This window comes from Neorhizobium turbinariae, assembly GCF_023223505.1.
Taxonomy (GTDB): Bacteria; Pseudomonadota; Alphaproteobacteria; order Rhizobiales; family Rhizobiaceae; genus Neorhizobium; species Neorhizobium turbinariae.
This window is the reverse complement of sequence record NZ_JALPRY010000009.1, coordinates 67,134-92,569: the sequence shown is the minus strand read 5'-3', so window position 1 is coordinate 92,569 and position 25,436 is coordinate 67,134. Positions and strand designations below refer to the sequence as shown.

The window sequence follows — 25,436 nt, the reverse complement described above, 5'->3', positions numbered from 1 at the left end:
TCGATGAAGCGGATGAGCCGGGCGGCTCGTCCATAGCATCTACAACGAGATCCATCCCCACTCCGCGCTCAGATGGCTTCCCCACGGCAGTTCATCAGAGCTAAATCAAACCAGCCGACATGTCCGGCGAAACGGGGGCACTCCAACGAACGCAGTTTCGACTTCGCAGCTCGGCTTGGTCAGGCTCCGCGCCAACTCGCGACTGGAAGCAAGCATAGGCTGCAATCGAAACGGGGCCATCTCCAAACGGTCGTCTCTCGTATTGCTTTCAAGGAAGTATCCAGACACGTCCTGCCGCAACGGTGCTGAGATGGCCTATGGGATTCTCGATAGTTCGGCTGTGATGCGTATTGCCGTTTCACGTACCAGTCTGGCGCGGAGTTCGTGACGTCGCGCGTCGTGCCGGTACACAGGCATGCTGACGCTTATCGCTCCGACTGGCTCCCGCTGGCGGTTGAAGATCGGGCTGCCGAGACAGCGGATATCCGGCTCGTTCTCCTCGTCATCAAACGCAAATCCCTGCTCCCGGATCCGCTTCAATTCCTCACGCAGTGCTTCGGGGCTCGTTAGCGTATTGGCGGTGTGGCGCGTCAACTCCAGCCCCTTGATGATTTCCTCTAACCGGTCGTCTGTCAGGCCGGACAGCCAGGCCTTGCCCACCGATGTGGAATGGAACTCCACCTGGCCACCAATGCTCGTCTTCATCTGTACGGTGCTGGAGCCGACCAACTTGTCGATGTAGACCATACGGTTGTTGCTTGGCACTGCCAGGTGCACCGCCTCGTCCGTCGCGTCGCGCAGCGAGGCGAGGAAATCCCTGGCGATCGTCCGAAGATCGGAATCTTCCCAGGTTTTCGCGGCAAGCTGGAGAAGGCGCGGTCCCAGGCGAAATGTTCCGTTCTCTCCGGATTGGGAGACCAGTCCCTCGGCGACGAGCGCCGCCACGAGGCGGTAGACCGTACCGCGCGGGAAGCGCGTGCGCCTGGTGATCTGGGCCATATCCAGTGTGCCTGGGGAATCCGCGATGACCTGGAGCACGTTCATGAACTTAGCGAACGAAGCCGCTCCGGGTACGGGGTTGCGAGCCCTTGCGCGTGCATCTTCCTGCAGGTCTCTCAGGCTCATGGCATACCTCCCGGCGAGCTTGACAAGGGAACTGGTCGGCAGTACACGTTTATGGACAAACTGTCCATATTGTAGTCAGTGTTCTGATTGCAGTCTTGTCGTTTGGTCGAGGAGGGTCGACGGCGGGGTCAACTGAATAGGAACGCATCGGACGGTCGATATCCCGCGAGGGCACGGAATTGCTGATGGGAGGAGAAGCAATGACGAAAAAAGGATACTGGCTTGCCATGGTCGATATTGCCGACCAGGAGGGCTACCAAGAGTACATCGCCTTGAACAAGGCTGCGTTCGACAAATACGGCGCGACTTTCGTTGCTCGTGCCGGGCGGCACCAGGTCATGGAAGGACCCGACGCAAACCGTGTGGTGGTGATCGAGTTCAAGGACTACGAAACCGCGCTCGCCTGCTACAACTCCGTCGAATACCAGAAAGCCGTCGAGGTGCGCGCTAAGTACGCCAAGGCCCATCTCTCGGTGGTCGAAGGCGTCTGACGCCCAAGCTTGACCCTACGCGACGAATACTTTTTCTCACCGCGTGCGGGCAACGCATGACGAATCCCGCCCTCGTCAGAACATGACGAAGGCGTCGCATGAGTTCACAGCTTTCTGGGAGCACCTATGCCCGTACCCTTGCAGTGGCTCTTCAAGGCCTTTGACGTTCTTGTTGTCATCTTTATGGCTCTCATGAGCCTTCTTGTCTTCGCAAATGTCGTGCTGAGATACGGATTCAGCTCGGGCATCGCCTTCTCCGTCGAGGTCTCCCGCCTGTTCTTCATCTGGGTCATCTTCCTCGGTTCCGCGGTTGCATTGGCAAAGGGAGTCCATCTCAGCGTTGATACGCTGGTCTCGCGCCTTCCCCGCAAGGCGCGCTTCGCCTGCTTCCTTGTTGCATACGGGTTGATGCTCTGGTGCTGCTGGCTGCTGGCAGTGGGAAGCTGGTCACTTACTCTCATCGAGTGGGGCAACCGCGCGGCACTCTCCGGCCTGCCCGTCGGCCTCAACTACGCTGCTGCCCTCGTCGCTGCGATCACGATGGCAGTGTGCCTTCTGGTCGGGCTGTGGCAGGCGCTGCGCGGCAGCCTTCCTGCCACCTGGTCGAGTACGGAGGCGGCTGAGCCGCCGCTAACCGTCATCCCCGTGGCACCTTCGGAGAAAATGCAGTGAGCGGCGTTGTATTCCTCGGCTCCCTTCTGGGCGCAATCGGCATCGGCATTCCTATCAGCTTCGCCCTCATGTTGTCCGCGGTCGCACTGATGATCCTGCTTGGCAACCTGGATGCGCAGATCCTGGCGCAACGCCTGGTAAACGGCGCGGATAGCTATCCGCTGATGGCGATCCCGTTCTTTCTGATCGCCGGCGAACTCATGAATGCTGGCGGCCTTTCCCGCCGGATCGTTAATGTCGCGCTTGCCCTGGTGGGCCACCTGCGCGGCGGGCTCGGCTACGTGGTCATTGGCACCGGCCTCCTGATGGCGAGCCTCTCGGGCTCAGCGATCGCAGATACGGCGACGCTCGCGGTCATGCTGGTCCCCCTTATGCGGGATGCGGGCTACAACATGGACCGGGCGACGGGCCTGATGGCCTCCACCGGCATCATCGCCCCCGTCATCCCGCCCTCTGTCGGCTTCATCATCTTGGGCGTCACCGCAAACATCTCGATCATCGGCTTGTTTCTCGCTGGTATCGTTCCGGGCCTCCTGATGGGCGTCAGCCTCATCTTCGCCTGGTGGTTCGTCTCCCGGAAGGAAACGGCCGCAGTGCGCCCCAAGCTGCCGCGCAGGGATCTGCCGAAGGCGATCCTGACCGCGGGCTGGGCCTTACTGTTGCCGGTGATCATACTGGTCGGACTGCGCTTTGGCGTCGTCACCCCGACGGAAGCTGGCGTGGTTGCCGCCGCCTATGCCCTGTTCGTGGGTCTGGTTGTTTACCGGGAACTGACGCCGAAGTTACTTTACGAAGCTTTGCTTGCAGCCGGTCGCATGACGGCCGTGATCATGCTGCTCGTGGCGGCTTCGATGGTTACAGGCTTCATGATGACGATTGCCAGCTTGCCTGCCCAGCTTGTTGCGCTTCTCAGCCCATTTATCGATACACCCACCCTGCTGATGGCCATGATCGTGCTCGCGATTTTCATCATAGGCATGGTGCTCGATTTCGCGCCTTCGATCACGATCCTCGTGCCAATCCTCATTCCGCTCGTGAACGCTGCAGGAATTGACCCGGTCTATTTCGGTGTCATTTTCATCATGACCGCCGCTGTTGGGATGATCACACCACCCGTCGGGACAGTCCTAAACACTGTGTGCGGGATCAGCGGTACAACCATGGACTCGGCGCTGAAGGGAGTATGGCCTTTCCTCCTGGCGGAGATGATCCTTATCGTCCTCCTGGTCATCTTCCCGCAGCTAGTGACAGTACCGGCGGCGTGGTTGCACTGAACCGGATTTGGCGGGCGCGCAACCGGCGCGTTCGCCTATTCGGGGTTGGAATGAAGAGAACGACCGGATTAACCGTACGCCTTGCAGGCGTGACGTCAGCAGAAACACCAGAGGCCTTCAGTTACCGTGATAAGGGTGGCGGTCACGAACCCGGGTCCGGGCGAGGCGATCCAACGGAGGGGCGTGATGTCCGCGGGTATGCGGTGCAGCGAGCACAAGCGTTGACAATCTGCGAGCAGTCTGGCCAAATTCCCAATGTTGGACATATTGTCCATAATATGGACAGATCATCTCTAAGGGGCCGGGGGGAGAGCACTTCACGTAGCGCCTGTCGCCTTGGGGACGATCCGTACATCGAACCATTCTCGGGAGGAGAACGCTATGAAACTGCTTCTGACTGCGGCCCTTATCGGAGGCCTTCTGGCCACCGCTCCGGCCATCGCCCAGAATGCCCGCCTTGGCTACGTGCCAACGGAAGATCATCCGGTGGGACAAGCCTCACGCCACTTCGCTAAGCTCGTCGAGGAGAAAACGGGCGGTCGCATCAAGATTGAGACCTTTGGTAATGGGGTGCTTGGGAGTGAGCCCGACATGCAGGCCTCGGTGCAGGCCGGCTTCATCGACATCATGGTTGGCCCGACGCCCAATCTCGTCGGCGTCGTTCCGGAATTCATGATCTACGACCTGCCGTTCTTCTACAAGGACTTTGCCGCCGTGGACGCCGTGATGGACGGCGAGGTCGGAGAGCGTCTTTTCTCGCTTCTAAAGGAAAAGACCGGCATCGTGGGGCTTGCGTGGTGGGACAACGGGTTCCGTCACATGACGAACGCTGTCCGTCCCGTGAAAACGGTGGAGGACATGGCCGGGCTCAACATACGGGTCATCCCGAACCCACTGTTCATTGCAACGTGGACGGCTTTGGGAACCAACCCGACACCGCTCCCCTGGCCTGAACTCTACGCCGCCCTGGAAAACCGAGCCGTCGATGGTCAGGAGACTCCGTACGCCCTGATCTATACCGCCAGGTTCTATGAGGTGCAGAAGCATCTTGTGAAGACTGGCCACGTCTATACGCCGTTTGTCCTCCTCGCGAGCCAGAAGTGGTTCGGAAGTCTCTCCGAGGAAGACAAGGAGCTTGTCCTGGAAGCCGCCAATGAATCGGCAGCCTTCCAGCGGGAAATTTCCCGCAAGTCGGCGGAGGACCTCGAGCAGGAGCTAATCGCAAAGGGGTTCGAGATCACCGAGCCTACGCCTGAGGCCCTTGCAGCCATGCGTGAGCGCGTAGCACCCGTTGTGAAGGAATATAGCGAAAAGATCGGGGTGGATGTGGTCGAGCAGGCTGAAGCGGCCATGGCTGCGATTGCGGCCCAGTAGCGATTAGGTCTCAAGGAGGCGGTGCGGCCAAAGCGCATCGCCACCTAATCGGGGTTGAGTTCGCCAAGTCATTGTAGGGAGCCATTCTCGCACAACTGCGAACGAACTGAAGTCGCAGAAGCGCCAACAGCGGCAATTAGGTTGGGAAGCGTTCGTCGCAGACCCGGGAGAAGTTGATAACAAGCTTTGGGTCTTTAGCAGCAATGGCGCTCAGAACGCTGACGTGTTTCTGAAGGTATGCTTCAGCATCGCTCTTGGAGCGGTTCGGCCGTGCGAACACATCCTCAGCCCGTGTTGCAAGGTTCTCGAACTTCCTCTGATATCCGGTTGAGCGGTCCAACTTCCCCGCTTCCTAATAGACCTTCGCCATGATTGCGAAGGCAGCGCCGCACTGAAATAGATGCTCGCTGCTGTTCGGGCTAAGAAGGACAGGATCGTGCCCGTAACTTGGCGTTGCGAGGATGCCGATGACGATCAGGAAAAGCAGAGGACGCATGACAAACCCGATGAGCTGGATGACACAATCAAGCGCTGTGCATCACGTCGTCCGATGACGCCGTTTCCGATATCCGGCAACGCTGGAACCTGAATGCCGTCGAATGGCGGCGACACGGCGGTCTGGCTTCGTAAGCCCTGCCCGATTGAGGACCACGGAGTGTATCTTTAAATCGCATGCTGATCCAGGTTGTCGGGTGCACCCCAGCGCTGGGTCAACTCTCTGTGGCAATCAACACTAGCTTCACATACCGAGCTCCTCGGCGCATGCCCGAGGAGATCCTAAGAGATGGAGTAGCCGCCGTCGACAGGGATGACCGTACCCGTCATGAAGGCCGCGTGCGGGCTTGTAAGAAAGAGGGCGATCCCTCGCAGATCGTCCGGCCGCCCCCACCGCCCCATAGGCGTGCGCGCCAGGATGGGGCCGGCGCGTGCCGGATCATCTTGCAGCGCCTGTGTAAGTGGCGTTGCGATCCACCCGGGTGCGATGGCGTTGACGCGAACTCCCTTCGCAGCATAGGCGATGGCTAGCGACTTCGTGAGTTGAGCGATGCCCCCCTTGGACGCTGAATAACCCGGCACCAGCCCGCCACCAAAGAAGCTCAACATCGAGGCGATATTGATGATGGAGCCTCCGGTTGCGCCAAGTTTATCCAGTGACGCTTCAGACACCCGCATCGTGCCGTTAAGGTTGATGTCGACTACGGTGTTGAAGACCTCCGGGTCCCGCTCGTGGCCGCGACGGATGATTCCAGCGCAGTTGACGACGACATGGAGGTCGCCAAACCTATCGATCAGACGCGTGACCTCGTTGTTCGAGCGAACATCCAGCACGCTGTAAGTGATCGCTCCGGAACTGTCGGAGGCACGAGCCGCTTCGCATTCGGTTTCGGTTGCCCCCGTCGCGTAGACTGTCGCGCCCGCATCGCGGAAAGCTCCGGCGATTGCGCCCCCGATACCGCCAGTTCCACCGGTGACTAGAACATGCCGGTTTTCAAGCCAACTGCGAGCCCATTCTGCGGTGTTAGCGGATGAACTGGTCGACATAGTCCGCTCCTAGTCCGACCTTCTCATAGTGGGCGCGGCACATGTCGATCTTGGTGAAGACGTCTTCATAACCGATCTGCTTGTTGTCCTTGTCCAGGTAAACCATGCAGCCGGAAATATTGAAGAAGGTGATCATCTCCTCGCAATCCTCGGGCACGTTCAGGGTGTGAATCTCACCCGGCGGCTCAAAGACGAAGGAACCTTCCTCTGCGACCCAGTCGTGGTCGAAGTAGTGCCACTTACCCTTCAACACCATGCCGAACACTGGAGCTGGATGAACGTGGCGGGACAGGATCCCGGAGCGCGTCACCTTCAACAGATTGCACCATTGACCGCCAAGCGTGTTCAGGAACATTGGGCGGAAGTAGACATTCGGCGCTTGCGGTACCCACACCCGCGGGTCATCCGGAATGGCCTTGATCGCAATCTCCAATGAAGCAAGCGCGTGGGTCGAGCCCTTCATGTCGCTGTACATATACTGGCCTTTCTTTTTTTCGCGATGAGATTGCTTCTTTCTTCGAAAGAGGCAGGCGCTAAGTTTAGTCAGTTTCTGCGCTGATCATTTCGTCTTTCGGCTGAGGCGCCCTGATCCAGGAGATGATGATCGATACCCACACGAGGCAGAAGATCACGAAGATGCCGAAGGAGATCGGGCGGTTGATGAAGTCCATCAGGTTGCCCTGTGACTTGATCAGCGTCGTGATCAGGTTCTTTTCGAGGATCGGCCCGATGACGATGCCAAGCACACATGGCGCAATGGGTATCCCGTTTTCCTCCATCAGATAACCAACCACACCGAAGATCAGCATGATGGTGACACCATAGACCGCATTATTGGATGCAAACGCGCCGACGATGCAGAAGATCAGGATCAACGGCATGAGAACCGCCTTGGAGACCCGAAGGATGTTCTTCGAGAACTTGATCAGCGCCCAGCCGAGCGGGATCATGATCAGGTTAGCAAGAATGAAGATGAGGAAGACCGCGTAGATCGTCTGCGGGTTGAAGATGAACAGCGTCGGCCCAGGGTTCATGCCCTTCACATAGAGCACGCCAATGACGATTGCGGTCATTGTGTCGCCAGGGATGCCGAAGACGAGGGCAGGGACCCAGGCACTGGATAGGGAGGCATTGTTCGCCGCCCCGGCCTCCACGACACCCTCGACGTGACCCGTTCCATATTTCTCCGGTGTCTTGGAAAACCTGCGGCTGATTGCGTAACTGACATAAGCTGCAACATCCGACCCGGCACCGGGAAGGATGCCAACCGCGGTCCCGGTGACATTGCCGCGCAGAAGCTGCCTCCAGTAGGTCTTCAGCATGCCACCCCAATCGCGGAAGATGTTTCCCACCACCGTTGGCGTCTGTTGCCACCCTTCGCCACCACTTAGGACCGTGCGCAATACCTCCGAGATCGCAAAGATGCCGATCATGACCGGAATGAAGTCGATCCCAGCCATCATTTCGGTTGAGCCGAAGGTGAGCCGCGGTACGCCGGCCGGGTTGTTCAAACCAACGGATGCGATCGTGAGGCCGAGGAAGAGACTCAGGAGACCCTTGGCAGGACTGGATGCCCCCATGAAGACGGCGCAAGTCAAACCGAGAAGTGCGATCCAGAAATATTCGGGCGAGGAGAACTTAACCGCGAATTCAGCGAGCGAAGGTGCCGCGAATATTAGGACCACGGTGCCGAATAGCCCACCGAGGGCGGAAAAGAGGACACAGGCGCCCAGCCCGAGTTCCGCATGGCCCTTTTGAGTGAGCTTGTAGGTGTCTTCGACATAAGCCGCGGAGGCGGGTGTGCCTGGTATGCGCAGCAACGCGCCTGGGATATCGCCAGCAAAAATTGCCATCGCCGAGCAGGCAACGATAGCGCCAACGGCCGCGACAGGCTCCATGAAGAAGGTAAGCGGAACGAGCAGGGCCGTTGCCATCGTGGCGGTGAGACCCGGCACGGCGCCTACAAAGAGCCCGAAAATCGATGCGGCAATGATCGTCATGATGACATTGCCGGTCGCGACGAGCCCTACCGCCTGAAGGATGACGTCCATCTTTATCTCCTACCAGGGAAGCCGCGGGACGATCCCGAACGGCAGGGGAACGAGCAGCGTCGTCCTGAAAATGAGATCGCAAACAAAAGCCGCGATGATAGCCAGGATCACAGCCTTGAGCGGGCGGACCTTCAGGATCAGGAACAGGGACAGAGTGATGATGATCGCGGTCGGGATGAAACCGAGGATGTGCACGAAGAAGATGTAGAAAAGAACGAGAAACAGCGTTGCCACGACACCGGCAAGTCTACGCGGGTTTCTCACCTCATGAGAGAGGAAAACAAGGGGCTCGTTGCCTTGTCGGATGCCGGTGTACAGGAGGCGGGCAGAACAGGCGACGAGGCCCAAAGCGATGAGAATGGGAAAAGTCGCCGCTCCATATTCCTGCCCAGGGATTGCCGGTAGGGTGAAGGAGTACCAGCCCAATAGAAGACCTGCGAGCAGGAATACCGCTCCGATCGTGGTGTCGCTAAATCGCATAAGAGCACCTGATTTATGATCGTCGGGCAGGCCTAGTTCTACCAGGCCTGCCGTCGCTCAAAACGTCTACTTGGCGAGCCCGATTGCCTTCATGGTTTCACCGAAGTTCACGTCGTTGGTTGCCATGAACTTCCCGAACTCTTCACCTGGAAGGAAGTTGGCTCCAAAGCCCTGCGCGCTCAGGAATTTGTTGTATTCCTCGCTGTTGTAGACCTTCTCCAGCGCGGCAATCAGCTTGTCGCGAATATCGTCCGGCAAGCCTTTCGGTGCAACGATCCCGCGCCATGCACCAAACTCCCAATCGGAGCCGGTCTCTTCCTTCAAGGTAGGCACGTCCGGGAAAAGCTTGGAGCGTTCCTTGCTCATATAGGCCAGCGACTTGACGCGGCCCGCTTCGATCAGAGCACGTGCTTCGACAAGCGAGGAGGGAACGATTTCCGTGCCACCGGACAGCAGTTCCTGAAGGCCGCTGGCGGCGCCGTCACTCGGCACCCAAGTCACTGTCGAAGCGTCGATTCCTTCTGCATTGAGCAGGCCCGCAATCGCCACGTGCCAGCTCGATCCCTGGCCGCTGCCGGTCGCACGGAAGGTCCCGGGTTTCGAGGTTTTGATGGCTTCAAGCAACGCGGCGAGATCCTTGTACTCAGAATCTGCCGCAACCTGCACGCCGGCAGGATCCTGGTTCATCAGGGCAAGTGGCGTGTAGACATTATAGTCCAGCTTCGTGAGGCCGAGCCAGTGCATCAGGTTGACCTCGGTCGTCGCGAGGCCGAGCGTATAGCCGTCTGGTGCTGCATCCGCCATGGCCGAATGGCCAACGACACCGGAGCCGCCGGTGCGGTTCACGACATTGACGGACTGTCCAAGTTCCTTTTCAAGACCCACCGCGACAACGCGCGCCACAGCGTCGGTGCCGCCGCCTGCACCCCACGCGACCAGCAATGTGATTGGGCGGTCGGGATATTCTGCCCATGCGGGCATGGCTGTTGCGGAAAGCAAGAGAGCTGCAATGATACCTTTAGCGAATTTCATGTTGTTCCTCCCAATGTTCGCAGTGGTGTCGTTCGAGCAAGCGTCGTCTGTTCACAGTCCTCCCGTCACCGTGATGACGGTACCGGTGACGAAACCGGATCCCGGCGATGCGAGCCACAGTGCGGCTCGAGCAATGTCTTCTGGCTCAGCAATGCGTCCCATCGGCGTCACGGCGGCGATCTTTGCCGGGCGCTCCGGGTTTCCGCCTTCCTGATGGATCCGGGTGTTGGTCGTGCCGACGCGGATGGCGTTGACACGGATGCCCTCCGACGCCAGTTCCTTGCCCGAGCCCGCCGTTATCGTCTCCACCGCGCCTTTCGAGGCGGCATAGTGGATGTATTCGTTTGGGCTGCCCAGTGTTGCGGCGAGGGAAGACATGTTGACGATCGTCCCGCCATTTCCGCCACGCCGCGTCGACATCCGCTGCGCTGCCTCCTGGGTGCAATACACGGTGCCGAAGGTGTTGATCGCGAACGTTTTCTTGAGATCTTCGGGACGAAGCTCCTCCAGCCGGCAGGCTCGTCCGATGATGCCGGCGTTGTTTACCAGGCATGACAGGCGGCCGAGGGCTTCGTCGCAGGCCGCAAACAACCGCCGGACCTCTTCCCGATCGCCGACATCTCCACGCACTGCCAGTGCGCGGGCGCCCGCAGCCTCGCAATCGGCAACCACTTGGGCGGCGGCCTCTGCGTCGCTAAGATAGTTTACGCAAACGTCAAAGCCTTCCGCGGCCAACAATCTTGCGGTGGCAGCGCCAATGCCGTGGCTGGCACCCGTTACCAATGCAACGGGCCGGGCCTGACTGTCATCTTTCCGGTCATTCGTTACCGCCATCACATCACACTTTCGAGGATCTTGGCATATTCCTCTTTCGAAAGATCCCGCGGGTTGGTTTGGTGGCTGTGATCAGCAAGTGCGCGTTCGCAGGTCCAGTCGAAGACCTCGCGCGTCACACCAAGTTCCGAAAGCTTACCTGGGATACCAAGCTTACGGTTCAAATCATCAAGGGCATCGGCCAATGAATGGCCTTGGATGCCTGCCGCCGCCTCAATCCGCCTGATCTTCCCGGCAGCCGTGGCATCGGATGCATTGGCCCGCAGAACCGGCGGCATCAGGATCGCGTTCAGCGTTCCGTGGTGAAGCCTCAACTCCTTCAACCCGCCGAGCGCATGGCTAAGCGAGTGCACGGCGCCCAAGCCCTTCTGGAAGGTCAAGCCGCCCTGCAGGGCCCCCATCATGACCTCGGTACGGGCCGCCAGATCAGTCCCATTAGCATAGGCTTTGGGCAGAGCGTCCCAGATGCGCACAAAGCCATCCAGGGCGATCGCTTCAGCCGGAGGGTTGTAGCGCGGTGACAGGTAAGTTTCGATGCAATGGGATAGAGCATCGAGACCAGTTGCTGCCGTGAGGGAAGGGGGAAGGCCGAGCGTCAGTTCAGGATCGCAGATCGCCCGCCGCGGTATGAGAAACTGGCTGATGAAGCCGAGCTTCCGCCCATCATCCAGAGTGATCAACGCCGCCCGTCCAACTTCAGATCCTGTGCCGGCAGTGGTAGGGACGGCAACCAGGGGCGCCACCGCATTGGTGATTTTTGGTATGCCGCCCAAGATCGCGGCGTACCGCTCCAATTCCCCCTCATGCGTTGCCAGGAGTGCAACGCCCTTGGCAAGGTCAATGGGAGAGCCCCCGCCGATCGCAACGACGCCATTGCAACCATGCTCTCGGTAAGCCGCCAGTGCCTCTTTTACCGCAGACTCTGTGGGGTTAGTAGGCACGTCGAGGAAGGTTGGGGCTGAAGAGAGCACCTGCATCGCATCACGGTCCAGAAGGCCGGCTGCCTTCACGCCTCGGTCGCTGATGACCAAAGGCTTGGAAATGCCAAGCTCATTCAAGGTATCCCGAAGGGATGAAACGGCACCCGCACCAAATTGGATGGTCGTCAGGTATTGGATGATGTTCATGTCTGCTCCCAAGAAGATGCTGGTGCTCATGACGCGCCCCGTATCGAGCGCGGCAACGATCAGTGTGCAAAGCTGCGAGGGAAGTTCATGGGCTGCGTCGCGTGCAAGCGGACACCGTTGATCACCATCATGCTCCTCCCCGTGTCAAATAATCCGAGACGCCTCCTCCAAGGTTGATCTCAGTCCGTCCACACTATGGACATGTTGTCCATCCGATGGTTGCTTGCCTCACGGTTTTTGTCAACTGCAAGCTTGTGGTAGATGGACGTTTTCTTTCACAGAGCGTATGGACGCGGCGCGACACATGACGCTGCGCGCTTGCGCAGGCTGTGTTAGCTGCGCATCATGGCGTAGCGTATGAAACTAATCGTCTGATGGTCAACACGATGAACGAGCACACGGCGGTATCTCCAGCAGAGGCGTTTGGCCCAGCCGTACAAGGGACGGCCTCGTTCTCCAAGTTCATGACGGTCTTGCAGGTGATCGGCGATCATCCGGGTAAACTCGATATCGCGCAGCTTACGGCCAAGGTACCGTTTCCGCGTGCAACAACCTATCGGATTGTTGCAGGCCTTGTCGCCGAAGGGCTGATTATGCAGAACCCTGATGGCAGCTATACTCTCGGCTACCGGCTCATTCAGCTGGCCTCAAAAAGCTGGGAAGCGTCCGATATCCGTACCGCGGCGCGTCCGTTCATTGAGGCGCTTCGTAATGCCACCAAGGAAACCGTTCACCTCGCTGTGCCAAGCGGCAACGGCATGGCTTACATCGACAAGCTCGAAAGTCCCAACGCGGTGCGCATGATGACCAGGATCGGTGCGCGGGTGGAGTTTCATTCAACCTCCGTCGGCAAAGCCTATCTTGCCTCGCTCCCGGAGGAGCGAACCCGGCAGATCATCGCAGGGCTCGAGTTTCGTCCCTTCACGGAGTTCACCTTCACCGACCGTGATCTGTTTCTCGAGGAGATCAGGAAGACACGTGAGCGCGGCTATTCCTATGACCACGAAGAGAATGAGCGTGATATCCGCTGTTTTGGCAGCGCCATATACGATAGGTCAGGCGAGCCGGTTGCTGGGGTGAGCATCAGCATCCCCCTCTATCGCTATGACGAGAACAGGCACGCAGACTATGCCCGTATGATCCGTGAGACCGCTGCATCGATCACGCAGTCGCTGGCGGCGGTGGTAAAATGATAGCCTTCGACGCCCATGGGCCGTTTGCAAGGCCGCAGAAGTCTTCCGGACCGCTTCGTCGCGCGTCCAGCCATAGAGCTCTGTGGCCCCGTCATTCCAGTAGAGGATGCGGTCGGCATAGTCGCGCATGATCACCGCGTCATGCGACAGCTCAACTTCGTAGACAAAGAAGTTACGAGGTTCTTCCGCGGGTCACGCTGCAGGCGGCAGGGACCCGATGGGCATGGCTTTGAGCTGAAGCGGCACGCGCCCGAAGGTGATCTCTGGCATGGATGACGGTTGAGGGGGCGGCTCGTTCGTCTCGTGTCAGTGCCCGTATGCTAAGGTTGCTCTTCTACGACGATGCTTCACTTGTGAAGCGGTGACCATGATGTGCTGCTTCAGGCGTTCGATCATGCCTCACTGGTATGTCAACGCCAGCCTCATACCCGCAGGTGTGGCATAGCCGCCTGACACAACCGTACCGATGTTTACCTTCGTGCCAAATTGTTCCACACAACGTCGTCGCTCTTCATTAAGCATTGATCGAGTGCATCCGAAGGAACAATGAATGTCGCTCTCTATTGTGGACAAGCTTAAAAGAAGGTCCGCAAGCTTTATCCGAGTTGGTCAATCTCCCCTCAGCCTTGAGAAGCCATGCCTGAGCTTGACTATTGATGATTTTCCGCAAAACGCTTGGGATAACGGCCGATCAATTCTTGGTGATTTCGGCACGAAGGCGACATTTTATGTAAGTGGTGGCTTTTGCAATCAGGTCCGCCTGGGTCTCCAGCAATATAACTTGAAGACACTCGGTGAGGTGCACCAGGCTGGGCACGAAATTGGCTGCCACACTTTCGACCATTACAACGCTTGCCAAGTCCCGCTGCGCCGATTTCTGTCTTCGATCGAGCGCAACGCCGAGTTCTTTAAGCGGCATCTGCCGGGTGTTGAGATCGGCAGTTTTGCGTATCCCTACGGAGATATGACCGCGCTCACAAAGATTGCGCTCGCCAAGCGGTTCAGCTCGTGCCGCGGCGCTATGCATGGGATCAATTCAAACACGGCCCAGGCTGGAAACCTCCTCTGCGTCTGTCTGCAGCTGAACGATATGTGGCGCTATGATCTCGAAACGACCTAGCCGAGGCCGCCACTCGGTGCGCTGGCGCCAGATCGCAGCACCCGCAACGCCGATTAGTAGCTGGGCGATCGCCGATGCCTCGCCGAGACGATGAGGCGAACGGATGATTGGATCGTGTCCGTGCAACACAGCTTCGCCGGAAAAGAACGGTGCGAGCCCCAAATGATCAATAAGATGGGCCAGGGCGGGCAGATCCCGCTGAGACCGGTGTTGCTTTCTGTGATTGGACAGTTTTTTGGCCAACATAGCCATTTCTCCTTGGGGGTCCGCGGTGTCCACGCTCCGAGGACCAACAGGATGAGCCGGTCCGTCGGGTTGCGCGTTGATTAATTGGGTGCCTTAGCTTTCCACCCCCGCCGCCACCAAGATCAGGTGAGCGATCTCCTTCGGATGGGAGACGAGCGAAAGATGCCCGGAATCGAGTTCGAGCGTTGTTGCCTTCATGCGCTTGGCAAGGAAACGCTGAAGATCAGGGGACGTGGTCTCGTCGCTTTTCGAGACGGCGTAATAGGAAGGCTTCGACCTCCACGCAGACTCCTTTGTCTTTTCGGACAGGAGCGTAGCGGCGATCGGCTGCTGCACCGCAAACAGCGTTTCCGCCTTCTCCTTCGGTAGCCCGGTTGCGAAGTGGTCTACGAACGCCTGCTCGGCGATGTATAGAAACCCGTCATGTTTCTCGATGCCGGTGTGCACCGGTGTCGTGGGGAACCTGCCAGAAAGCGCGGCGAAATCTTCCTTTGCATCCGGTGCGCGCGCGGCAACATAAACGAGCACGCTGACCTTAGGATCGGTACCAGCATCACTGATGACGGTCCCGCCATAGGAATGACCGACCAGCACGGTCGGACCATCCTGCCGAGCGAGTGCGCGTTTTGTGACCGCGACGTCGTCGGCAACCGAGGTTAACGGGTTCTGGACCGACGTCACCTTCAGCCCGGCCGCTTGCAGATAGGGAATGACTTCCGACCAGCTTGATCCGTCTGCCCAGGCACCGTGGACGAGGACGACGTTGCTGGCCTTGGCCGGCGCAGGCGATTTTTCCTGAGCAGCGGCAGGTCCGGCCGCCGCGGCAACAACGGCACCCGCAGCGAGTGCGATGAGAGAGAGGAACTTCTTCACAATGGTATCTCCTTTGGCTGAAGCACGCGCTTCGCGGCACTTTTCGTGAGCGCCGAGCGCAGTTTTGTCCCGGCTCTGGTTCGGTGATGCGGCGTGAACTGAGCAGTGTCGATCCGCTACGGTGGTGTGCGACCGGAAAGCCGAGGCCTCAGAGTGGGATTGCCTTCAGGACATGTCCAATATCATTATCCAGGATGTTGATATGGAGATCGTCTCACCATGATCGCAGGTGGCCTCTCGAAGCAGTTCATAGCCGTCGCGGAGGAACTGCATTTCGCTCGCGCCGCCGAGCGCCTGCACATGTCGCAGCCGCCCCTGAGCCAGGCCATCAAGCATCTTGAGGAGATGGTCGGCGTACGCCTGTTCAATCGCTCGCGCCACTTTGTTGCTCTCACGCCCGCGGGCGAGGCGTTTCTCGAGGAGGCACGCAACCTGCTGGCGACCGGCCAGAAGGCGATCGACACTGCCCGCAGGATCAACGAAGGGAAGGCTGGCCGAGTGCGGATCGGCTTCGTGGGATCCGTCAGCTACGCGCTCTTGCCAAGACTTCTGCGTGATTTGCGGAACCGACATCCGGCGATCGAGGTGGATCTGCGCGAGTTGAGATCGCAACAGCAGATCGACGAGCTGGCAGCAGGTCGAATTGATATCGGTATTGTCCGCCTGCCATTGAGCAACGCGGGAGACCTGTCGTTCCGCACCATCGAGACAGAACGGTTTATTGCCGTTCTGCCACGGCACCATCGTCTGGCTCGCGCGCGATCGGTCCGCCTGCGCGAGCTTGCCGGGGAAACATTCATGACGTTCCCGGCTGACAAGATTCCAGGTCTTCATGCGAAGTTCCTGATGGCCTGCGACGAAGCGGGCTTTAGCCCCAAGATCACCCTTGAAGCTTGGCAGATGGCGGGCATGGTCAGTCTGGTCGCTGCCGGCATGGGGATCGCCTTGCTGCCTGCCCAGGTTCGCAGCACCTCTCATACCGATGTTGTTTACAAGACCATTGCCGATAAAACCGAGCATCTCGAACTCAGGATTGCGCTTGCCTGGCGTCCTGACAACCACTCCGCTGGCGTCACCTCTGTCCTTTCACTCTTTGGCCCGGCTGAAACCTAGCCTACGTTCGGCATATGCGGAGGCTTAGGCGGCATCGTTCGTCCGCGTGACGTTCGCCGTGGCCTTGCCCTGCAGGACTAGGGGGGTGCTTGTCGGCGTCGCTGTGAGCTCCCAACAAAGCCTCCATTGAGTTTTCATGACATTGAGTTTTCATGACATTGCCTCAAAAGCGCGTATGCCCGGCAGTGAACGGTTAAGGTTCGGGAGCTAGTTACGGCCCGAGTTTGCTGCCCTGCAGCAATTTGGGCGGCCCAGCGCTTCCCAGCTCCTGGAGCAGTTGAATTGTACCGACACCACAACAGCAACCTCGCCGTCGCAGGCGAGCCCGACAACGTTTCCGCGTCTTACGCGACAGAGATGGACTTCATTCGCTACGCGCTCGACAGCGCAGCGATTGTTGCCATAACAGACGTGCGTGGGACGATCACCTTCGTCAACAAGAAATTCTGCGAGATCAGTGGCTACTCGCGCGATGAACTGCTCGGCCAAAATCATCGTATGCTGCATTCGGGCACACATGACGTCGATTTCTTTCGCGCCATGTATCGCGAGATCGCCAATGGCCGTGTCTGGCACGGTGAGATTTGCAACCGTCGTAAGGATGGGAGCAAGTATTGGGTCGACACGACCATCGTGCCGCATGTCAATGAACGCGGCAAAGTCGACAGCTACACCTCGATCCGATTCGACATCACCGCACGTCATGAAGCAAAAGCGAAGCTCCGCAGCATTGTGCTGACTGACGCGCTGACCGGCATACCAAACCGGCGTTGTTTCCAGGAGCGACTGGAGGAACTGCTCACATCAGCGGGTGATTGTGGGCCAGTGCACCTTGCGCTCCTCGATATCGACACGTTCAAGGAGATCAACGACACGTTCGGCCACGATATTGGCGATGTGCTCTTGAAGGATGCAGGCCAGCGTCTGATGGCGCGTTCATGCGCGGATGTCTTCGTTGCGCGGCTTGGTGGCGACGAATTTGGTATCATCCTCTCAGGTATGTGCAAATCGGAAGCGATAGCCATCGCGGATAAGGTGCTGGCAGACCTTCGCGTGCCCTTTCAGCTTTCCTCATCCTGGCGAAGCTGCTCGGCCAGCATCGGTATTGCCTCCCATCCCGATGATGGTCATACCCCCGACGCGCTGTTCAAGGCGGCTGATCTTGCGCTTTACCGTGCAAAGTCGCTCGGCCGGGATCAGATCAAACGCTTTGAGCCCGCATTGCGGGAAGCTGTCGAGCGCAAAAGCGAGCTGCGCCAAGCGGTTGAAGCTGGCCTCGATGAGGGCCAGTTTCGTCTTGATTATCAGCCCATAGTCTCACTGAATTCGGCGCCGACAATCTCGCTGGAGGGCCTCATCCGCTGGCAGCACCCTGAGCTTGGCCTTATTTCTCCGGCTTCGTTCCTTGCAGACATGAGCGATCCCGGCCTTCTGGCGGCGCTTGGCCTCTTTGTCGTTGAACATGCCTTCAAGGATATGAATTGGCTTATCGAGCAGAACCTGCCGATCAGCCGGATCGCGATCAATGTCACCAATGCCGATTTTCGCTCACGTGCATTCGTCGAGCGCTTTTTCGAGCTCTCGGCCATCTATGGCATCGCTCCTAACCGCTTCTGCATCGAAGTCACCGAAGGCGTTTTCCTTGGTCGCGACTATCAGCATGTGGACCAACTCCTACAAACGCTCCACGAGAGCGGCGTTGAGATCGCGCTTGACGATTTCGGTACGGGGTTTGCCTCGCTGACACACCTGCGCACGATGCCCGTTGATAAGATCAAGATTGACCAGAGCTTTGTCGCGAACATGATGGCGAGCCAAGCTGATGCGGCGATTGTCCGCGGCATCATCGACATAGCCCATTCCACTGGCAAAAAAGTGGTCGCCGAGGGCGTAGAGACGCTCGAACAAGCGCAGTGCCTAGCGGCGTTCGGGTGCGACTACTTGCAAGGATGGTTCTTCGCCAAGGCGACGCCGCTGGACGCGATTCCGGATGTCATTGATAACCTGCCGGTCTTGAAGCGGGACTGGTCGGAACGCCCTTCCATCAGATCAGAGGGTTCACCTCCTTAAAGCTAAGGTCGCACAACTGGGAAGGAAGCGCCTGACGAGTTTCTTGAGTGCGCTTCCTCAGGCCATCTGATCCGGCGTCCCGGCGAAAAGAAACCCTAGCTTTGATCAAGCTCGCGGAGGAAATCGGAAACTGTCTTGAGGCACAGGTCCTTTTCCTCGACATGCGGCATGTGACTAGAGTTCTCGAAGACCACCCAGCGGCAACCCGGCACGTTCTCGACGTATGGCTTGACCACGAGAGGGGTCGCTTCATCTTCTCGCGCCCGCAAAAGCCTTACAGGGCGGCCCTTATCCATGCCGTGCCGGATATCGATCCGGACAAAAAGCTCCTGGCGCCAAAGATTGCGGCGCCGACTGCCGCCTGACCACAGACAAGATCAACGAAGGGGAATATCACATGTTGAAAAAATGGATGAAAATCGGTCTCGTGACCGTCATGACGTCGCTTTCCGTCGGGGCGGGGCTCGCCGAGGCGGCTGGCGTCCTTACGATCGGCCGTCGCGAAGACTCCTCCACATTCGATCCGATCAAGACTGCGCAGAACATCGATTTCTGGGTGTTCTCGAACGTCTATGATGTCCTCGTGCGCGTCGACAAGACCGGCAACAAGCTGGAGCCTGGCCTCGCGGAGAGTTGGACGATCTCGGACGACGGTCTGACCTATACCTTCAAGATGCGCGATGCCAAGTTCTCGGATGGCAGCGCGATCACAGCTGAAGATGCTGCGTTCAGCCTGCTGCGTATCCGCGACAACGAAGGTTCGCTCTGGAGCGACTCCTACAGCGTGATCAAGACGGCTGAAGCGAGCGACCCCAAGACCCTTGTGATCACGCTCACTGGTCCCTCGGCCCCGTTCCTTTCCACGCTCGCCATGCCCGGCGCCTCGATCATCTCGAAGGCGGGGATGGAATCGGTGGGTGAGGACGCCTATGCTGAGATGCCTGTGGCCTCCGGTGCCTTCATTGTGAAGGAATGGCGCCGCGGTGACCGTGTCATCCTCGAGAAGAACCCGAATTTCTGGGAGGCAGAACGCGTCTCCCTCGATGGCGTCGAATGGATCTCTGTTCCCGACGACAACACGCGCATGTTGAACGTGCAGGCGGGTCAGCTGGACGCTGCGATCTTCGTGCCTTTCTCGCGTGTTGCCGAACTTCAGAAGGACGCAAACCTGACCGTCCATCTCAAAACCTCCACACGCGAAGACCACCTACTCATCAACCACGAGCATGGCGATCTGGCGAAGAAGGAAGTCCGTGAGGCGATCGACTATGCGATCAACAAGAAGGCGATCGTTGACACCGGCACCTTTGGTTTCGGAGAAGTAGCCTATTCTTTCGTACCAAAAGGCGCTCTTTATCACTATGCTGACAACCTTCAGCGGCCTCACGACCCTGAGAAGGCAAAGGAGCTTCTGGCCGCTGCAGGCGTCAGTGGCCTTACGCTCAACTACATCGTGAACGCCGGCAACGAGGTTGACGAGCAGATCGCGGTCCTTCTCCAGCAGCAGTTGCAGGCGGCTGGAATCACGGTCAACCTGCAGAAGATGGATCCTAGCCAGACCTGGGATACGCTCGTCGCCGGTGATTATGACCCGTCGGTCATGTACTGGACGAATGATATTCTCGACCCCGACCAGAAAACGACCTTCGTCGTGGGCCATGACACCAACATGAACTACATGACCCGTTACAATAACGAGAAGGTCAAGGAACTCGTTGCTGCTGACCGTCTTGAAATGGATCCGGCAAAACGCGAGCAGATGTACGTCGACATCCAGAAGATGTCCAAGGATGACGTCCACTGGATCGACCTCTACTACAGCCCGTTCATCAACGTCACCCGAAAGAACATCGAGAACTTCCACCAGAATCCGCTCGGCCGCTTCTTCTTGGAAGACACCGTGAAGAACTGATTATCAGCCTTCCTCCCGACGGGCTAACGTAAAAAAGCCCGTCCGGCGATGCCGGACGGGTCTTTGATGTCTCTGATGTTCTTCAGCGTCCTACGGGACGATATTCGATGTTTCGGGCGAGCCAGCAACCGATCGTCAATCCACTGACGGCTCCGCTGCCGCTCCTGTGGACCTGGACCGTCCAGTCTCCCGGTGCTGGCGCATCCATCGAACGCCGGCACGGCAGTGTCCAGATATCCTGCCCCGCGGGATAAAGAGGTGTCATTTCGCCCTTGCCAAGGAAGCCTTCGAAGAAGCCGTAGAACACCCCGTTCGTTTCCACGATCTCGAGAAACGCATCAAGCTCGCGGGCGTGGTATCGCCCAGCAATGTCCCGCACGGGCTCACCTGAAACCTTTTTCGCGGTGCCGTGCAGGTTCTCCCGCCAGCGCTCGAATTCCATCTCGTCGCCGCGTCGGGCTAACATCATGGCGGGTGAGCGGGCAGTGTTATCGTCTCCAATCGTCAGGCGCTCCGGCGATCCCGCAAATGTTGCCTTGAGGCCGCTGTAGCCGGGGGCGAGCGTCATCAACAGGCCGGTGCCAGGGTCGAGATAACGTCCTTTCCAGGCGGCATCGGCTGGCGCTTCACCCGGCGTCTCCCGTGGAAGCCCAAGCGCAACCTTCATGAGGTGCCGCGCTGCTGCCTGGGCATCGCCCTCGTGGTTAAACAGAACGACGACGGACAGTCGCTCGGACGCCGCATGGATCCGGTGGCAGCGGAAGCCACGCAGAGCCCCGCCATGTCCAGTCGTCGGCGTCTCCCCCACCATGTCATGGGCAAGACCGTTGCCGTAGGGCGCCTCGTTGCCGTCCGAGAAGACCTGTGGGCTTGAAAGCCGTCGGTAGAGTCCGGTCTCATCCTCACGCGTCCGATCGATGAAGCGCTCCCATGCGAGCATGTCGTCCAGCGACGCGGATATGCCGGCGTCTCCGGTCCAGTAGATCCTGTTCGTCGCGGGGAAGAAGCCGGTCGTGTCGTTCCCTTCGTGGCCGACGACGCCGTCAGCGGGCGTGGTTGTATCCGGAAGAAGTTCGGCCGTTTCCATTCCTGCGACGTCAAAGATCCTTTCGCGGTAAAGCTTACCGAGAGAACGTCCCGTATGATCCTCGATCACGTCGGAGAGGATGCGGAAGTTGCCGTTTGAGTAGGAATATCGGCCGCCCGGAGCAAATTGCGTGGTGCGCATGCGCGCAAAGAGCGGCTTGGCGTCCTCCCTTCGGAACACGCCCTCGGCATCGGCGCCGTGCAGCACCGTCAACGCCCAGTAGTCTCGGAGGCCAGACTGGTTGTTGCAGAGATGACGGATGCTCGGCCGCGTCGTCTCGAGGTTCGGCAGGTATGTTTGCAGCGCCGCGTCGAAGTGCTCCAGTTCTTCGCCGAGATCCAGCAGGACGCCACAGGTGAACTGTTTGCTGATCGAGCAAATCGGAAAGCGGGTTTGCGCCGTCACCGGCAGATGCTTTTTGGGGTCGGCGTATCCCCAGGTATGTTGGAGGACGATTTCACCGTCTTTGACGATGCCGATTGCGCCGCCCGGACTGTGTGTCTTTTCAGCAAGCTGATACGCTTCACGCATCACGCTTTTGATATCGATCGATGTCGTCATGAGGATTTTCTTGTGCTGCGGAGGATGTTGCGTTTCAACCTCTAACAGGCACCTCGGTTAAGCGAAACCCGCTGCGTTCCCAAGCAGACGATGAGGTATAGGGCCGGGATCTACAGTGCCCACAGGCACGACGTAAACCGGAGGCGGCTTGCGGGGCTGCCGGACCTGCTGCCTGCCTTGCTCAGTTTCCGTACTACTCCCGATCATCGAGGATCCTCCGGGATCAACTTTTCGAGGTTGAGCCCGACTGCATCGCCGAGTTTCTTCATGGTCGGCAGCGTTACGGCCATGTCGAGAATGGCATTGACGGTGTGATCGACTGGTGAGGCTGGACGCTCCCCACCGTCCGCGGCGCGACCAAGCCCAGTGATGTGGTTGATCGAAATGCCCTTGATCTTCTCTGCCGGCTTGACCATTTCGCCAATGATTGAGGGAAGGGCTGCGAGCCGCGCCTTTTCAAGCTCCATGGCTGCGAGTTCCGGTGAGCGGCTATTTTCCGCCTTTATGCGCGCGGCCTCACCGTCTGCTTCCGCTTGTTTGAGAATCCGCAGGGTTTCGGCTTCCTCGCGCTTGATGAGACCACGGGTCTTGGCTGCAATCTGATCGCTCTCCGCCGTAATCTTTACGCGCGCTGCCTGGGCTTCCGCCTCCTGCTGGGCGGCCAGCAGCGCCAGTTGCTTGCGGCGTTCCGCTTCTGCGAGTTGCCTCAGCGTCGACAGTTCCTCCTCGGCCTTGATGATGGCCGCCCTGGCCTCGGTGGCCTCAGCCTTTGCCTGGCTTTCCTCGCGGCTCTTGGCAGCGATCTCGATTGCCCGGTCCTGCTCGGCGATTTCGAGCGCACGCGCCTGCAGGATCTCCGCCTCGCGTATCACCTGTTCACGTGCCAGCGCCGCGGTCTGGATCGTCCGCTCCATTTCGATGCGCGCTTCGGCTGCGGCGGCCTCGGCCTCAGCCTTGCGGCGCGCGACCTCCGCCAGCTGTTGTGCGAGCAAGAGTTCGATCTCCTGTGTCTGCTGGATCTCGGCGCGGCGCTGTTCAAGCTCGATCTCCAGCTTGCGACGGTTGGAGTCCACCTCCGCACGGCGGACGCTGACTTGGCTTTCACCCTCGATCTCGGCGCGTTCCTTCTTGGACTTGGCGATGACTTCGGCCAGCTTGCGCATGCCCACGGCGTTGAAGGCGTTGTTCTCGTCGAGCGCCGAAAACGGTGTCTGGTCGAGCGAGGTCAACGAGACGCTATCAAGCTGCAAGCCGTATTTCGACAGCGTGCCGGCGAGCGAATCGTGCACCTGGCGAACAAACTCGCCGCGGTTTTCATGCAGTTCGTCCATGGTCATCTGCGCGGCGACGGCGCGCAACGCATCGACCATCATGCCGTCGATCAGCGATTTCAGCTGGTCCGGCTGAAAGGTGCGGCGTCCGAGTGTCTGCGAAGCGCGCACCACCGCTGCCTCTTCTGGCACGACCGACGTATAGAACTCCGCGCCCACATCGATGCGCATGCGATCCTTGGTGATCAGCGCGTGGTCGCCGGTACGGGCAACCTCCATGCGGATCGTCTGCATGTTCACGCGGCTGACCTCGTGGAAATAGGGAATTGCCAGCGTGCCGCCGTCGATCACCACCTTGCGTCCGCCGATGCCGGTGCGGATGAGGCTCACCTCGTTGGTGGCGCGTTCGTAGAACCATGCCGCCAGTACGATGATGGCTGCCGCGATGACGAGGAGGAGAATGATCCAGCCCAGAATGCCCATGGTCTTTTCCTTATCCCTTGTCGATCAGAACTGCGGCGGGAAGTGGCGGCCGCCGCGATCGAGCGTGATCCAGCGCAGTTCGGTAAAGGCATCCAGCGACCAGCGGCCGCCATAACGGCCGACGCCGCTCGCCTTGGTGCCGCCGAACGGAACATGCGGTTCATCATTGATATTCTGGCAGTTCACGTGGCAGATGCCGGTTTCCAGCCGTTCGGCAACACGTAGCGCGCGAGCCTCGTCTCGTGACCAGACGGCGGCGGTGAGCCCGTATTCGGTATCGTTGTTCAACGCCACTGCCTCGTTTTCATCGCGGAACGGGCAGACAACCACGACCGGGCCAAAGGTCTCATCGTGCCAGATGTTCATGGAGCTGTTGACATTGGTCAGCACCGTCGGCTCAACGAAATTGTCCCAGGCGCGGCCGCCGAGTTCCACCCGCGCGCCCTTGGCCACGGCGTCGTCGATCAGCGCCTTGACGCGCAGTGCCTGACGGTTGTTGACCAACGGGCCAATGATGTTGGAGGGGTCGTTGGTGTGGCCGGTCTTCAGCTTGCGGGCACGAGTGAGGAACTTGTCCATGAAGGGGTCAAAGACCTTCTCGTGCACCAGCAGCTTTTCGGTGGACATGCACACCTGCCCCTGGTGCATGAACGAGCCGAAATTGGCGGCGCGGGCAGCGGCGTCGAGATCGGCATCTTCCAGCAGGATCATCGAGTCCTTGCCGCCGAGTTCGACGCAAACCTTCTTGAGATAGGCGCCGCATTTGGCCGCGATCTGGCGGCCGACGGCGGTTGAGCCAGTAAAGCTGATGGCTTTGATCCGCGGGTTGGCGATCATTTCATCGCCCACGGCGCCGACACTCTCGCGCGAACAGGTGACGACGTTGAACACGCCGGGCGGGATGCCTGCTTCCTCGAGGATTTCGGCGAAGTAGAGGCCGCCGGAATAGGGCGTGTCCTCCGATGGTTTCAGCACTACCGTATTGCCGACGGCGAGTGCTGCCGCAAACCCGCGCGACGTGAGGATGCCTGGCATGTTCCACGGACTGATGACACCGACGACGCCGAGCGGAAAGCGCGTCGCCATCATGAACTTGTGGTGCTCGGAGGGCAGCACCTCGCCGATCGACTGGTAGCAGAGAGCTGAAGCGGAGCGGAACACCTCTGCCACGTAACCTGCCTCAAACAGGCCTTTGCCCTTCCAGCCGCCGCCTTCTGCCATGGCAGCCGCACAGAAGTCGTCCTTGCGCCTTTCCCATACGTCGGCGATCTTCAGCAGCATATGGGCGCGCTCGTGGAAGGCGCGGGCCGACCATTCGCCGAATGCCGCCTGTGCCGCATCAATGGCGCGGCGCATGTCGGCGGCCGATCCATCCGGAATGCGGGCATAGACCGTGTTGTCCGAGGGGTTGAGATCCTCGAAGGTGCGAGCGGCAGGAACCCACTGCCCGCCGATGTAGAGCCCCTTGACCGTGGGCGTGGGTTTGACGACGTCAAGCATGGGCT

22 protein-coding genes and 2 pseudogenes are annotated in these 25,436 nt (G+C 59.2%); 9 read left to right on the top strand and 15 right to left on the bottom strand.

Annotated features, from left to right (window positions below):
• Positions 1 to 315 precede the first annotated feature (315 nt).
• Entirely contained in the window at positions 316 to 1,125 is an 810-nt protein-coding gene (locus M0654_RS08635) for an IclR family transcriptional regulator (RefSeq protein ID WP_248682743.1), read from the bottom strand.
• A 200-nt stretch (positions 1,126 to 1,325) separates the two neighbouring features.
• Between M0654_RS08635 and M0654_RS08630 the strand changes: the two genes are divergently transcribed.
• The 4 genes from M0654_RS08630 to M0654_RS08615 all read left to right on the top strand — a co-directional run bounded on the left by M0654_RS08630 (position 1,326) and on the right by M0654_RS08615 (position 4,936).
• Positions 1,326 to 1,616, top strand: a complete 291-nt coding sequence (locus tag M0654_RS08630; RefSeq protein WP_248682742.1) for a DUF1330 domain-containing protein — start codon at positions 1,326 to 1,328, stop codon at positions 1,614 to 1,616.
• A 126-nt stretch (positions 1,617 to 1,742) separates the two neighbouring features.
• Entirely contained in the window at positions 1,743 to 2,288 is a 546-nt protein-coding gene (locus M0654_RS08625; RefSeq protein ID WP_248682741.1) for a TRAP transporter small permease, read from the top strand.
• Entirely contained in the window at positions 2,285 to 3,562 is a 1,278-nt protein-coding gene (locus M0654_RS08620) for a TRAP transporter large permease (RefSeq protein WP_248682740.1), read from the top strand. Before M0654_RS08625 ends, M0654_RS08620 begins: the two co-directional genes overlap by 4 nt.
• A gap of 381 nt (positions 3,563 to 3,943) precedes the next feature.
• A complete protein-coding gene (locus tag M0654_RS08615) occupies positions 3,944 to 4,936 on the top strand; it encodes a TRAP transporter substrate-binding protein (protein ID WP_248682739.1) in 993 nt (330 codons plus the stop codon).
• Positions 4,937 to 5,288: 352 nt separating this feature from the next.
• Here the strand turns inward: M0654_RS08615 and M0654_RS08610 are convergent, their stop codons facing one another.
• The 8 genes from M0654_RS08610 to M0654_RS08575 all read right to left on the bottom strand — a co-directional run bounded on the left by M0654_RS08610 (position 5,289) and on the right by M0654_RS08575 (position 12,002).
• Positions 5,289 to 5,432, bottom strand: coding sequence for a hypothetical protein (locus M0654_RS08610; RefSeq protein ID WP_248682738.1), 144 nt, complete (start codon positions 5,430 to 5,432; stop codon positions 5,289 to 5,291).
• 281 nt (positions 5,433 to 5,713) lie between these two features.
• The gene (locus M0654_RS08605; protein WP_248682737.1) at positions 5,714 to 6,478 is read right to left on the bottom strand and encodes an SDR family NAD(P)-dependent oxidoreductase; all 765 of its coding nucleotides are present in this window, start codon (positions 6,476 to 6,478) and stop codon (positions 5,714 to 5,716) included.
• Positions 6,456 to 6,953 carry a 2,4'-dihydroxyacetophenone dioxygenase family protein gene (locus M0654_RS08600; RefSeq protein WP_248682736.1) on the bottom strand — a complete coding sequence of 166 codons (498 nt, stop codon included), beginning with the start codon at positions 6,951 to 6,953 and terminating at the stop codon, positions 6,456 to 6,458. Before M0654_RS08600 ends, M0654_RS08605 begins: the two co-directional genes overlap by 23 nt.
• A gap of 64 nt (positions 6,954 to 7,017) precedes the next feature.
• A complete protein-coding gene (locus M0654_RS08595; protein ID WP_248682735.1) occupies positions 7,018 to 8,529 on the bottom strand; it encodes a tripartite tricarboxylate transporter permease in 1,512 nt (503 codons plus the stop codon).
• A 9-nt stretch (positions 8,530 to 8,538) separates the two neighbouring features.
• Complete coding sequence (locus M0654_RS08590) at positions 8,539 to 9,009, bottom strand: tripartite tricarboxylate transporter TctB family protein (RefSeq protein WP_248682734.1); 471 nt, start codon at positions 9,007 to 9,009, stop codon at positions 8,539 to 8,541.
• Between the two features lie 66 nt (positions 9,010 to 9,075).
• Entirely contained in the window at positions 9,076 to 10,041 is a 966-nt protein-coding gene (locus tag M0654_RS08585; protein ID WP_248682733.1) for a tripartite tricarboxylate transporter substrate binding protein, read from the bottom strand.
• 51 nt (positions 10,042 to 10,092) lie between these two features.
• Complete coding sequence (locus M0654_RS08580; RefSeq protein WP_248682732.1) at positions 10,093 to 10,875, bottom strand: SDR family oxidoreductase; 783 nt, start codon at positions 10,873 to 10,875, stop codon at positions 10,093 to 10,095.
• Positions 10,875 to 12,002, bottom strand: coding sequence for an iron-containing alcohol dehydrogenase (locus M0654_RS08575; protein ID WP_248682745.1), 1,128 nt, complete (start codon positions 12,000 to 12,002; stop codon positions 10,875 to 10,877). The genes M0654_RS08580 and M0654_RS08575 overlap by 1 nt, the downstream gene beginning before the upstream one ends.
• Before the next feature lie 374 nt (positions 12,003 to 12,376).
• On the opposite strand from M0654_RS08575, the gene M0654_RS08570 reads away from it, so the two are divergent.
• Positions 12,377 to 13,195, top strand: a complete 819-nt coding sequence (locus M0654_RS08570) for an IclR family transcriptional regulator (protein ID WP_248682731.1) — start codon at positions 12,377 to 12,379, stop codon at positions 13,193 to 13,195.
• A 33-nt stretch (positions 13,196 to 13,228) separates the two neighbouring features.
• Here M0654_RS08570 and M0654_RS08565 read toward each other — a convergent pair.
• Positions 13,229 to 13,345 (bottom strand): annotated as a pseudogene (locus tag M0654_RS08565) (PAS domain-containing protein); the annotation flags it as partial.
• A gap of 400 nt (positions 13,346 to 13,745) precedes the next feature.
• Between M0654_RS08565 and M0654_RS08560 the strand changes: the two are divergent.
• The gene (locus M0654_RS08560) at positions 13,746 to 14,315 is read left to right on the top strand and encodes a polysaccharide deacetylase family protein (protein ID WP_248682730.1); all 570 of its coding nucleotides are present in this window, start codon (positions 13,746 to 13,748) and stop codon (positions 14,313 to 14,315) included.
• Between the two features lie 339 nt (positions 14,316 to 14,654).
• Here the strand turns inward: M0654_RS08560 and M0654_RS08555 are convergent, their stop codons facing one another.
• Positions 14,655 to 15,413 (bottom strand): alpha/beta fold hydrolase, encoded by a 759-nt coding sequence (locus tag M0654_RS08555; protein ID WP_248682744.1) that lies wholly within the window; start codon positions 15,411 to 15,413, stop codon positions 14,655 to 14,657.
• Positions 15,414 to 15,653: 240 nt separating this feature from the next.
• Between M0654_RS08555 and M0654_RS08550 the strand changes: the two genes are divergently transcribed.
• Both M0654_RS08550 and M0654_RS08545 read left to right on the top strand, forming a co-directional pair.
• Positions 15,654 to 16,547 (top strand): LysR family transcriptional regulator, encoded by an 894-nt coding sequence (locus M0654_RS08550; RefSeq protein ID WP_248682729.1) that lies wholly within the window; start codon positions 15,654 to 15,656, stop codon positions 16,545 to 16,547.
• A 282-nt stretch (positions 16,548 to 16,829) separates the two neighbouring features.
• Positions 16,830 to 18,617 (top strand): putative bifunctional diguanylate cyclase/phosphodiesterase, encoded by a 1,788-nt coding sequence (locus tag M0654_RS08545; RefSeq protein ID WP_248682728.1) that lies wholly within the window; start codon positions 16,830 to 16,832, stop codon positions 18,615 to 18,617.
• A 95-nt stretch (positions 18,618 to 18,712) separates the two neighbouring features.
• Here the strand turns inward: M0654_RS08545 and M0654_RS08540 are convergent.
• Positions 18,713 to 18,874 (bottom strand): annotated as a pseudogene (locus tag M0654_RS08540) (alpha/beta fold hydrolase); the annotation flags it as partial.
• Between the two features lie 140 nt (positions 18,875 to 19,014).
• On the opposite strand from M0654_RS08540, the gene M0654_RS08535 reads away from it, so the two are divergent.
• Positions 19,015 to 20,529, top strand: a complete 1,515-nt coding sequence (locus M0654_RS08535; protein WP_248682727.1) for an ABC transporter substrate-binding protein — start codon at positions 19,015 to 19,017, stop codon at positions 20,527 to 20,529.
• Positions 20,530 to 20,611: 82 nt separating this feature from the next.
• On the opposite strand, the gene M0654_RS08530 is transcribed toward M0654_RS08535, so the two are convergent.
• The 3 genes from M0654_RS08530 to M0654_RS08520 form a co-directional block, all read right to left on the bottom strand.
• A complete protein-coding gene (locus M0654_RS08530; RefSeq protein ID WP_248682726.1) occupies positions 20,612 to 22,177 on the bottom strand; it encodes a D-aminopeptidase in 1,566 nt (521 codons plus the stop codon).
• Between the two features lie 203 nt (positions 22,178 to 22,380).
• Positions 22,381 to 23,931, bottom strand: a complete 1,551-nt coding sequence (locus tag M0654_RS08525; protein WP_248682725.1) for a flotillin family protein — start codon at positions 23,929 to 23,931, stop codon at positions 22,381 to 22,383.
• A 24-nt stretch (positions 23,932 to 23,955) separates the two neighbouring features.
• Complete coding sequence (locus tag M0654_RS08520; protein ID WP_248682724.1) at positions 23,956 to 25,431, bottom strand: aldehyde dehydrogenase family protein; 1,476 nt, start codon at positions 25,429 to 25,431, stop codon at positions 23,956 to 23,958.
• Between the last annotated feature and the right edge of the window lie 5 nt (positions 25,432 to 25,436).